Origin of the sequence: Amnibacterium endophyticum, from assembly GCF_042680685.1 — a bacterium.
GTDB classification, from domain to species: domain Bacteria; phylum Actinomycetota; class Actinomycetes; order Actinomycetales; family Microbacteriaceae; genus Amnibacterium; species Amnibacterium endophyticum.
Genome location: NZ_JBHUEA010000041.1, coordinates 1 through 9,947, shown reverse-complemented (window position 1 = coordinate 9,947; position 9,947 = coordinate 1). Strand labels below are relative to the sequence as shown.

Here is a 9,947-nt window from a genome sequence, read left to right as displayed (position 1 = left end):
GCCTCCTCCTCGGCGAGCATCGCCTCGAACCCCGCGAGCATCGTCTGCAGCAGCGCCGCCTCACCCGCCCGCGCCACCCGCGCCGACTCCGCCAACGCGTCGGTGAAGAACGCCCGACGCTCCTCGAAGCCGGCCATCGGCCCGCTCATGCGCGTCCCTGCAGACGCCGTACCTGGTCGACGCGTCGCGGCCGCTGCATTCGCAGCGTTCCGCTCGTAACCTCATTCGCGAACATGCATTCCTTACCCGGCACGGGCAGATGCAGTATGTCGCGGACCTCCGACATCGCCTCGCGTCAGGAGGCACCTCGCGAGGACCTCCGAGGGCTGCTCGGCCGGTCCGCACGACCTCAGCTGAAGTCGGTGTCCGGCCCCATGGGCGCCGGCCCGACCTGCAGGGCCTCACCGTCGAGCACGCCGCCCGACTCCGCCAGGTAGCACTGCGCGCAGAGCGACTCGTACGTCACGTCGTAGAGCGTGTCGATCGCGACCTGCGCGCCGTCGAACACGAACGCGTCCCCGATGCGGCGGGCGTTGAAGATCGCCTTCCGTCCGCAGCGGCAGATCGTCTTCAGCTCCTCGAGGCTGTGCGCGACCTCGAGCAGCCGCGCGCTGCCGGGGAACGCCTCCGTGCGGAAGTCGGTGCGGATGCCGTAGGCGAGCACGGGCACGTCCTGCACCACCGCGATCCGCAGCAGGTCGTTCACCTGCGCCGGGGTGAGGAACTGCGCCTCGTCGATCAGCAGGCAGGCCACGGGCGAGCCGGTCTCCGCCTGCACGCGACGACGGTGCGCGAAGAACGCCTCGAGCAGGTCGTCGCCCTCGCCGATCAGGAAGTGCACGGAGCGCGTGACGCCGAGGCGCGACACGATGTCCCGATCACCCTTCGCGTCCACGCCGGGCTTGGCGAGCAGCACCCGCTGCCCGCGTTCCTCGTAGTTGTAGGCGGCCTGCAGCAGCGCGGTGCTCTTGCCGCTGTTCATCGCGCCGTATCGGAACCAGAGCTTCGCCACTACTGCAGATATCCGTCCTCCAGCGCCCGCTGGATCAGCTCCGACCGGCGGGACGCGGGTCGGTCGACCCGCGCATACTTCTCCCGGACCCGTCGGAGGTAGGTCTTCGCAGTCTCGAACTGCACGTGCATCTCGGCGGCGACGTCCGCGGTGGAGAGCCCGGACGCGTAGAGGCGCAGCGCCGACTCCTCCCCGAGGCTCAGCCGAGGCCGACGGAGCGCCTCGGCCGGCAGCGGGCGCCACTCCTGCTGCGGCGCACCGCCCAGCACCTCGCGCACCGCCGCCACCAGATCGAGGATCGGGCGCGACTTTGAGAGGAAGGCCGCGGCGCCGGCTTCCAGCGCCCGCCTCCGCAGCTCGGGGTCGTCGAGCCCGGTGAGCACGACCACCACTGCGCCGGCGGCTCGGCAGCTGCGGATGCGGGCTCCCAGCGACACCGGCTCCTGCGGCTGCACGTCGAGCAGCACGAGGTCCGTGGGGAAGGCGGGGCTGTGCACCAGCTCGAGCCAGCTCGTGGCGCGCAGCACGACGTCGAGGTCGGGCGCGTGCTCACGGAGCCAGCTGCTCACGCTGTCGAGCAGCACCTCGTGGTCGTCGAGCAGCGCCACGCGGACCGCGCGGCCCGATGACGGGCGGGCGGGTCCACCCGTCATCACCTCGTCGCCCACCTGCGCCTCCATCCGGGGGACAGCCCGTCCCGCCGCGTCCCCCGATCCTGGAGCATCCTCGCCGTCCCGCAGGACCGCCACCCCGCCGACGCCGTCAGAACAGCGTCGGCTGCCCGCCGGCGGCGACGGCTCGGACGATGCCGGTCGACCGGGACCGCACGGTGCCGGTGGCGCTGTCGACGGCGCCGCGGACCAGGCCGCGCTCCGCCAGCAGCGGCTCGATGCGGTCGGCGAGCCATCGTCGGTAGGCCTTCGGCGCGTAGGCGCCCTCGGCGTAGAGCCGCGCGTAGCGCGCCACCAGGTCGGGCCGCTCGCGCTGCAGCCACGACACCCACCACGCCTTGACCCCGGGCTTCAGGTACAGCGCGGTCCAGACGACGTAGCTCGCCCGCGCCGCCGCGATCGCGTCGAGCGCCCGCCCCAGGTGCTCGACCGAGTCGGTGAGGTACGGCAGCACCGGCATGAGGAACACCCCGCACTCGAGCCCGGCGTCCCGAGCCGCACGGACCGTCGCGAGCCGCGCCGTCGCCGACGGGGTGCCCGGCTCGACGCGCTGCTGCAGATCGTCGTCGAGCACGGCGACCGACATCGCGAGATCGACCGGCACCCGCTCCGCCGCCTGCGCGAGGAGCGAGAGGTCGCGGCGCAGCAGCGAGCCCTTGGTCAGCAGCGAGATCGGGGTCCCGCTGTCCGCGAGCGCCGACAGGACGTCCGGCATCAGGCGGTAGCGTCCCTCCGCCCGCTGGTAGGGGTCGGTGTTCGTGCCGAGCGCCACGGGCTCGCGCCGCCACGAGCGCCGGTGCAGCTCGGCGCGCAGCACCTCCGCCAGGTTCACCTTCACGACGACGTCCGCGTCGAAGGCGGCCGGGTCGTCGAACTCGAGGAAGCGGTGGGTCGGCCGCGCGAAGCAGTAGACGCAGGCGTGGGAGCAGCCGCGATACGGGTTGATCGTCCACCGGTAGGGGGTGCCCGGCACGTGCCCCGGCACCCGGTTCAGCGCCGACTTCGCCCGCACCTCGTAGAAGGTCATGCCGGCGAACTCGGGCGTGCGGGTGGTGCGGACCAGGTCGTGGATGCGCGCCAGGCCGGGCAGCGCATCCGTCGGGGCGTCCAGCTGCTGGGACTGCCATCGCATGCCGACAGTAGAACACGGATTCGATCAGCCGGCGGGCTCGGGCGGGATCAGTACGGGACGACCCAGCGGATCAAGTCGTTCCGCACCTTCCCGTCGACGATCAGCGTGACGTCGGACCGCTTCTGCAGGCTCGGGTGCTTCCAGTAGGTCGAGGGCAGCTCGATGGTCCACCGCCCCGGCACCTGGGTGCTCGTGAGATCCGGGTCGACGATCGTGTACCTCGCCGAGCCGAGGTCGCTCACGACGCGCATGTCCCACCGGTTGTCCTCGGCCTTCGGCCGGATCAGCCGCACATCGCCGGAGACGCGTTCGAAGTTGAAGCCGGTGAAGCCGTTGTCGGTGGCGGTGCAGTCGACGAGCGTGATGTCCTTCACCGACCAGAACGCGAAGCCCATGCTGATCGGGTTGTCGTGCGACGAGGCGTCGCACACGGTGATGCCCTGCGAGCCGTTCGCGGCGAAGCCGGCCGCGCCGACGCCCGCACCGTCGACCTCGACGTGCTCGTAGACCGAGCCGACCGTCTTGTAGTCGTTGATGCCGAAGGTCTCGCCCGGGGGACGGTCCATGTCGCCCGGGATCGCGGAGACGTGCACGTCGACGACCTGGGCGCCGTGGGCGCGATCGATCCGCAGCCCGTTGTAGGTGTGCCCCTGCGGGGACCCCGTCAGGGAGAACCCGCCCACGACGGGGTGCTCGCTCGTGACCCGCAGCACGTTCAGCGGGTTCACCTCGTACTCGGTCGTCGGCACGACCCGCTTGCGGGTGGAGCTGCGCGGCGCCATCTCGAGGTGCGTCGCGCCGCTGCCCGCACCGATCAGCCCGGCGGCCGACCGGCCGAGCCGGCTCGAGTCGACGCGGTCGGTGCCGGCGGTGAAGTCGCTCGTCGTGTAGTCGCCGGCGTCGAGCACCACCGCGCGGGAGCCCACCGCGGTCAGCTTGCGCTTGAAGCTGCTGCCCATCAGGAAGTCGTAGGACATGCCGCGCTCTCGAGCCGCCTCGACGGCTGCGGCGGGCGCACCGGAGCAGGCTCCCGAAGCGGGCGCCGCGGCGGAGGCGAGGGACGGCCGGTCGCCGCCCTCGGAGGGCGCGACGACGACCCCGACGAGCACCGCGGTCAACGCGAGGCTCGCCGGCAGGGCGGCGAGGCGGATGGGCAGGCGCATCGGATGGACGTCCTCGGGCTGGGCGAGGAGCGGACGCGGGTGACGTCCGCCGACCTCGCCGATCGGGTGCCCGAAGCGTAACGAAGCGGCACGCGCTTCGGCAGCCCCCGTCCGCAGGCCGTCAGGCCGTCAGCCCGAGGGCCTCCGCGGTGCGCTCCGCCACCTTCCGCGCGGTGCGGGGGTCGTCCGAGAGCAGGGTGCCGTAGGTCGGCACCAGCTCGGTCAGCTCGGACCGCCAGCCCGCCATCCGGTCCGGGAAGCAGCGCTGCAGCACGTCGAGCATGATCGCCGCGGCTGTGGAGGCGCCGGGCGAGGCGCCGAGCAGCCCCGCGATCGAGCCGTCGGCACCCGTCACGACCTCCGTGCCGAACTGCAGCACGCCGCCCTTCTTCGCGTCCTTCTTGATCACCTGCGCCCGCTGCCCGGCCGTCTGCTTGTGCCAGTCCTCCGGCCGCGCGTCGGGGTAGAACTCCTGCAGCGACGCGAACTTCGCCCGCTTCGACTTCGTCAGCTCGCGCAGCAAGTACTTGACCAGGGCGAAGTTGTCCTTCGCGACCGCGAGCATCGGCACGAGGTTGTGCGGGCGGACCGACAGCGGCAGGTCGAGCAGGTTGCCGCGCTTCAGGAAGCGGGGGGACAGCCCCGCGTAGGGGCCGAAGAGCAGCGACGCGCGCCCGTTCACGATGCGGGTGTCGAGGTGCGGCACGCTCATGGGCGGAGCGCCCAGCTGGGCCTTGCCGTAGACCTTCGCCCGGTGCCGGGCGACGACCTCCTGGTCGTCGCAGCGCAGCCACTGGCCGCTGATCGGGAAGAGCCCGTAGCCGCGCGCCTCCGGGATGCCGGCCTTCTGCAGCAGCTTCAGCGCCCACCCGCCGGCGCCGACGAAGACGAAGCGGGCGCGGACCTCGTGGCGGTCCTGGCCGACCAGGTGCCGGGCGCGGACGCGCCAGAGGCCGTCCCGCTCGCGCTTCAGGTGCGTGACCTCGGTGTTCACCCGCAGCTCGGCGCCCTGCGAGGAAAGCGTGTCGATGAGCCCGCGGGTCAGCGCGCCGAAGTCGACGTCGGTGCCCGAGGCGGCGCGCGTCGCGGCGACGGGCTCGAGCCGGTCCCGCCCGAGCATCAGCAGCGGAGCCCAGTCGTGGATGACCTGGGGATCCTCGCTGTACTCCATCTCCGCGAACAGCGGATGGTCGGTCAGCGCCTCCCACCGGCGCCGCAGGTAGTCGACGTGGTCGGCCCCGCGGACGAAGGTCATGTGCGGCGTCGAGTTGATGAAGAGGTCCGGCCCGGAGAGCGTCGTGCGCTCCGCGAGCGACGCCCAGAACTCCCGAGACAGGTGGAACTGCTCGTTCACCTTGATGGCGCTCGTGATGTCGATGGAGCCGTCCGGCTTCTCCGGCGTGTAGTTCAGCTCGCAGAGGGCGGCGTGCCCGGTGCCCGCGTTGTTGAACGCGTTGCTGCTCTCCTCCGCGACCTCGCCGAGGCGCTCGTAGATCCGGATGGACCAGTCCGGCTGGAGGGCGTGCAGCATCGTGCCGAGCGTGGCGGACATGATGCCGCCACCGATCAGCACGACGTCGATCGGGTCGTCGTCAGCCACCGGACGAGCCTAGCCGCGCCCCTCGGGGGGCGGTGCCCCGCGAGGTGGTCTCGCGGCGCGGGGTCAGCGCGCGGGGAGCCGGGCCGCCACCAGCTCGGCGAGCTGCACCGCGTTCAGCGCGGCGCCCTTGCGGAGGTTGTCGTTGCTCACGAACAGCGCGAGCCCCCGGCCCTCCGGCGCCCCCTCGTCCCGGCGGATCCGGCCGACGAGGCTCGGGTCGGCGCCCGCCGCCTCGAGCGGCGTCGGCACGTCGACCAGCGCGACGCCCGGCGCGCCGTCGAGCAGCTCGCGGGCGCGCTCCGGGCTGATCGGCCGCGCGAACTCGGCGTTGATCGACAGGGAGTGCCCGGTGAAGACGGGCACGCGCACGCAGGTGCCGGAGACGAGCAGCCCGGGGACGTCGAGGATCTTGCGGCTCTCGTTCCGCAGCTTCTGCTCCTCGTCGGTCTCGGCGGACCCGTCGTCCACGAGGCTGCCGGCGAGCGGCACGACGTCGAACGCGATCGGCGCGACGTACTTGGCCGGGCTGCCGAGGTCGACCGAGGCGCCGTCGTGGACGAGCGTCGTGATGTCGCCCTGCCCCACGGCGCGCTCGACCTGGCCGGCCAGCTCCGCGACGCCCGCGAGGCCGCTGCCGGACACCGCCTGGTACGTGCTGACGACGAGGCGGACCAGTCCTGCCTCGTCGTGCAGGGGCTTCAGGACCGGCATCGCGGCCATGGTGGTGCAGTTCGGGTTGGCGACGATCCCCTTCACGGCGTGATCGAGCGCCTCCGGGTTCACCTCGCTGACGACCAGCGGCACCTCGGGGTCCATCCGCCAGGCCGACGAGTTGTCGATGACGATCGCGCCGGCGGCCGCGAAGCGAGGGGCCTGCGCCCGCGACGTCGTCGCCCCTGCCGAGAAGAGCGCGACGTCGAGACCGGTCGGGTCCGCCGTCGCCGCGTCCTCCACCACGATCTGCTCGCCGCGGAACGGCAGCGTCGTGCCGGCCGACCGTGCGGAGGCGAAGAAGCGCACCTGCTCGATCGGCAGGTCCCGCTCCTCGAGCAGGCGGCGCATCACCCCGCCGACCTGGCCGGTCGCGCCGACGACCCCGACCTTCATCGTCCGGTCCCCGCGTGCACCACTGCCTCCTCGTCGGCGTCGAGGCCGAACGCGGCGTGCACCGCGAGCGTCGCCGCCGTGATCGTGTCCGCTCTCGTCACGACCGAGATGCGGATCTCGCTGGTCGAGATCATCTCGATGTTGATGCCCGCGTCGGACAGCGCCCGGAAGAGCCGCGCCGAGACGCCCGCATTCGTCCGCATGCCTGCGCCGACGAGGGCGAGCTTGCCGATCTGGTCGTCGTGCTGCAGCGACGCGAAGCCGAGCGACGGCTGCTCGGCGGCGAGCGAGGCGAGCACCCCCTCCGCGGACTGCTTCGGCAGCGTGAAGGAGATGTCCGTCAGCCCCGTCGCAGCGGCCGAGACGTTCTGCACGATCATGTCGATGTTCGCGCCGGTGCGGGCGACGGCGGTGAAGAGCTCCGCGGCCTTGCCGGGCTCGTCCCGGATGCCGACGACGGTGATCTTCGCCTCCGACAGGTCGGTCGCGACGCCCGTGATGACCGATTCCTCCACGGGGACTCCGTTCTGGTCGAGGCCGGGCCCGGCCGGGTTGTAGACGACGGTCCCGGGCTTGTTGGTGAACGAGGAGCGCACGTGGAGCGTGACGCCGTGGCGGCGCGCGTACTCGACGGCGCGGATGTGCAGCACCTTCGCGCCCGCGGCGGCGAGCTCGAGCATCTCCTCGCTCGTGATCCGCGGCACCCACCGGGCGCGGGGGACGATGCGGGGGTCGGCGGTGAAGATGCCGTCGACGTCCGTGTAGATCTCGCAGACGTCGGCCCGGAGCGCGGCCGCGAGCGCGACCGCGGTGGTGTCGGAGCCGCCGCGGCCGAGGGTCGTGATGTCGCCGGTGCCGCGGTTGAAGCCCTGGAACCCGGCGACGATCGCGATCGCGCCCGCGTCGAGCGCGTCCCGCACCCGGCCCGGCGTGACGTCGACGATGCGGGCCGCGCCGTGCTGCGCGTCCGTGAGCATGCCCGCCTGGCTGCCCGTGAACGAGCGCGCGTCGTGGCCCATGCTCTTGATCGCCATCGCGAGCAGGGCCATCGAGATCCGCTCGCCGGCGGTGAGCAGCATGTCGAGCTCGCGAGGCGCGGGCAGCAGCGTCACCTGGTTCGCGAGGTCGACGAGGTCGTCGGTCGTGTCGCCCATCGCGGAGACCGCCACGACGACGTCGTTGCCCGCCTTGCGGGTCTCGACGATCCGCTTCGCGACCCGCTTGATGCTCTCGGCGTCGGCGACGGACGAGCCGCCGAACTTCTGCACGATGAGGCTCACGGGTTCAACTTCCGGTCGCGGACGAGGGCCGCAGGAGTCTACCGAGCGGCGTGATCCCGTCTCGAAGGTGATCCGGCCTCGCCGGATCACCTTCGGAACGGGATCAGGCGGCGCGGAGGAAGGGGATGAGCGCTCCGTTGACGGCGTCGGGGGCCTCCTCGGCGGGGTAGTGGCCGGCGGAGGACGCCGTCACCTGGTGCAGCCGGCCGACCGCGTGCGACAGCGCCTCGGCGACCTGGCCCGCGCGGCCGTGCGTGCCGGCGATGGCGAGCCCCGGCATCGGCAGGCGGTGCCGGGTCGCCCGCCGGACCGCGAGCGCGTCGACGTCCTCCGCGCGGTACAGCGCGAGCGTCGCGGCGAGGCCCTCGTCGGAGCCGTAGGCGCTCATGTACTCGACGTGGGCGCCGAAGTCGAGCCCCGCCGGCCCGGCGCTCCCGCCGAGGTACGCGTCGACGGTCGCGTCCAGGCGGCCCGCGAGCAGCCGCTCGGCGACGCCCTGCGGAGCGGTGAACAGCGGGCGGTGCCAGGAGGGGTAGGTCTCGGCCTCGGCCGCCTCGACCCGGATGCCGGGCGGCACGCCCTCCTCGACCGCGAGCGCGGCGACCCGGCCGGGCTGCTCGGCGGCCATGAGCAGCGCGATCGTCGCGCCGACGTCGTGGCCGACGACCGCGAAGCGGCGGACGCCGATCGCGTCGAGCGCGGCGAGCACCTCGCGCGCGAGCGTCGCCTTCGCGTGGTCGCCGCGGCCGGTCGACCCCGAGCCGAGCCCGCGCGCCTGGACCTCGACCGTGCGGTAGCCGGCGCGCAGCAGGACGGGGACCACGTGCCGCCAGTGGACGGCGGTGACCGGCCAGCCGTGCAGCAGCACGACCGCGGGGCCGCGGCCGGTGTCGGTGAGGTCGATGGAGGTGCCTGCGCCGATCGGGACGAGCATGTCGGATGCTAACCCCGCCTCGAGCGGCCGGGGTCTCGACAGGCTCGACCGGCGGGAAAGAGGAGCAGGTCTCGACAGGCTCGACCGGCGGGAAAGAGGAGGCGGACCGAGGCCCGAGCGGCGGGAGCGGTCGCGTGCGGCGACCTCAGCGGTCGACGAGCCGGCGGCCCTCGAAGGCGCGTCCGAGCGTGACCTCGTCGGCGTACTCCAGGTCCCCGCCGACCGGCAGCCCCGACGCGAGCCGGCTGACCGGGACGGCCATCCCCTTCAGCAGCCGCGAGAGGTAGGTGGCCGTCGCCTCGCCCGTCATGTTCGGGTCGGTCGCGATGATGACCTCCTGCACCTCGTCGTCCGCGAGCCGCTGCACCAGCTCGCGGATCCGCAGGTCGTCCGGGCCGACGCCGTCGATCGGGCTCAGGGCACCACCGAGCACGTGGTAGAGCCCTCGGTACTCCCTCGTGCGCTCGATCGCCGCGACGTCCTTCGGCTCCTCGACGACGCAGATGGTGCTGCGGTTCCGGCGCGCGTCGCGGCAGATCCCGCACCGGTCCTGGTCCGCGACGTTGCCGCACAGGGAGCAGAAGCGCACCTTGTCGCGCACCTCGAGCAGCAGCTCGCCGAGCCGGCTCACGTCGAAGCCGCGCGTCTGCACGATGTGGAACGCGATCCGCTGCGCCGACTTCGGGCCGACCCCCGGCAGCCGCCCCAGCTCGTCGATCAGCTCCTGGACGATCCCCTCGTACACCTAGCGCACCTCCGTCGGGGCCACCGTCGTCTCCTCGAGGAAGCTCGCCTGGAGGATCTCCCGGACGACCGCCTCGCCGTACCGGTGCTCCTCGTCGGGCCGCATCGGCGGCACCGGGCGGTGGACCTGCGCCGGCGGCGCGGGCTCCGGCTCCGGCTCGTCGTCCGGCGCGTCCGCGTCCGTCGGCGGCGGCACCGCCCCCCACCCGGCGGGAGGCTGCGGCTCGGAGACCGCGCTGCGTGCCGCGGCGCGCGCCGGAGCGGCCTGCGCCCGTGGCGGCGACGCGGTCGGCGGCTGCACGCG

9 protein-coding genes and 1 pseudogene are annotated in these 9,947 nt (G+C 73.1%); all 10 read right to left on the bottom strand.

The annotated features are described in order from the left end of the window. Nucleotides 1-349: 349 nt before the first annotated feature. On the bottom strand, nt 350-1,012 hold the full coding sequence (locus ACFSBI_RS15965; protein WP_377936684.1) for a thymidine kinase: 663 nt from the start codon (nt 1,010-1,012) through the stop codon (nt 350-352). Beyond that, nucleotides 1,012-1,680, bottom strand: coding sequence for a response regulator (locus ACFSBI_RS15960; protein WP_377936682.1), 669 nt, complete (start codon nt 1,678-1,680; stop codon nt 1,012-1,014). The genes ACFSBI_RS15965 and ACFSBI_RS15960 overlap by 1 nt, the downstream gene beginning before the upstream one ends. 94 nt (nt 1,681-1,774) lie before the next feature. Further along, nucleotides 1,775-2,815, bottom strand: coding sequence for an Rv2578c family radical SAM protein (locus ACFSBI_RS15955; RefSeq protein WP_377936680.1), 1,041 nt, complete (start codon nt 2,813-2,815; stop codon nt 1,775-1,777). A 47-nt stretch (nt 2,816-2,862) separates the two neighbouring features. After that, nucleotides 2,863-3,978 carry a hypothetical protein gene (locus ACFSBI_RS15950; protein ID WP_377936678.1) on the bottom strand — a complete coding sequence of 372 codons (1,116 nt, stop codon included), beginning with the start codon at nt 3,976-3,978 and terminating at the stop codon, nt 2,863-2,865. Between the two features lie 121 nt (nt 3,979-4,099). Next, nucleotides 4,100-5,578 (bottom strand): malate:quinone oxidoreductase, encoded by a 1,479-nt coding sequence (locus ACFSBI_RS15945; RefSeq protein ID WP_377936676.1) that lies wholly within the window; start codon nt 5,576-5,578, stop codon nt 4,100-4,102. 63 nt (nt 5,579-5,641) lie between these two features. Then, entirely contained in the window at nt 5,642-6,685 is a 1,044-nt protein-coding gene (locus ACFSBI_RS15940) for an aspartate-semialdehyde dehydrogenase (RefSeq protein WP_377936674.1), read from the bottom strand. After that, nucleotides 6,682-7,965 carry an aspartate kinase gene (locus ACFSBI_RS15935; protein WP_377936672.1) on the bottom strand — a complete coding sequence of 428 codons (1,284 nt, stop codon included), beginning with the start codon at nt 7,963-7,965 and terminating at the stop codon, nt 6,682-6,684. The genes ACFSBI_RS15940 and ACFSBI_RS15935 overlap by 4 nt, the downstream gene beginning before the upstream one ends. Nucleotides 7,966-8,068: 103 nt before the next feature. Then, nucleotides 8,069-8,899: an alpha/beta fold hydrolase gene (locus tag ACFSBI_RS15930; protein ID WP_377936670.1), complete on the bottom strand. Its 831-nt coding sequence runs from the start codon at nt 8,897-8,899 to the stop codon at nt 8,069-8,071. Nucleotides 8,900-9,044: 145 nt separating this feature from the next. After that, nucleotides 9,045-9,644 carry a recombination mediator RecR gene (gene recR, locus ACFSBI_RS15925; RefSeq protein WP_377936668.1) on the bottom strand — a complete coding sequence of 200 codons (600 nt, stop codon included), beginning with the start codon at nt 9,642-9,644 and terminating at the stop codon, nt 9,045-9,047. Next, nucleotides 9,645-9,947: pseudogene (locus ACFSBI_RS15920) on the bottom strand (hypothetical protein); the annotation flags it as partial. It lies immediately after the preceding gene.

Excerpts from the sequence above, each read along its gene's own strand:
- ACFSBI_RS15955 (WP_377936680.1), bottom strand. The coding sequence starts at position 2,815 with ATGCGATGGCAGTCCCAGCAGCTGGACGCCCCGACGGATGCGCTGCCC.
- ACFSBI_RS15950 (WP_377936678.1), bottom strand. The coding sequence starts at position 3,978 with ATGCGCCTGCCCATCCGCCTCGCCGCCCTGCCGGCGAGCCTCGCGTTG.
- ACFSBI_RS15940 (WP_377936674.1), bottom strand. The coding sequence starts at position 6,685 with ATGAAGGTCGGGGTCGTCGGCGCGACCGGCCAGGTCGGCGGGGTGATG.
- ACFSBI_RS15930 (WP_377936670.1), bottom strand. The coding sequence starts at position 8,899 with ATGCTCGTCCCGATCGGCGCAGGCACCTCCATCGACCTCACCGACACC.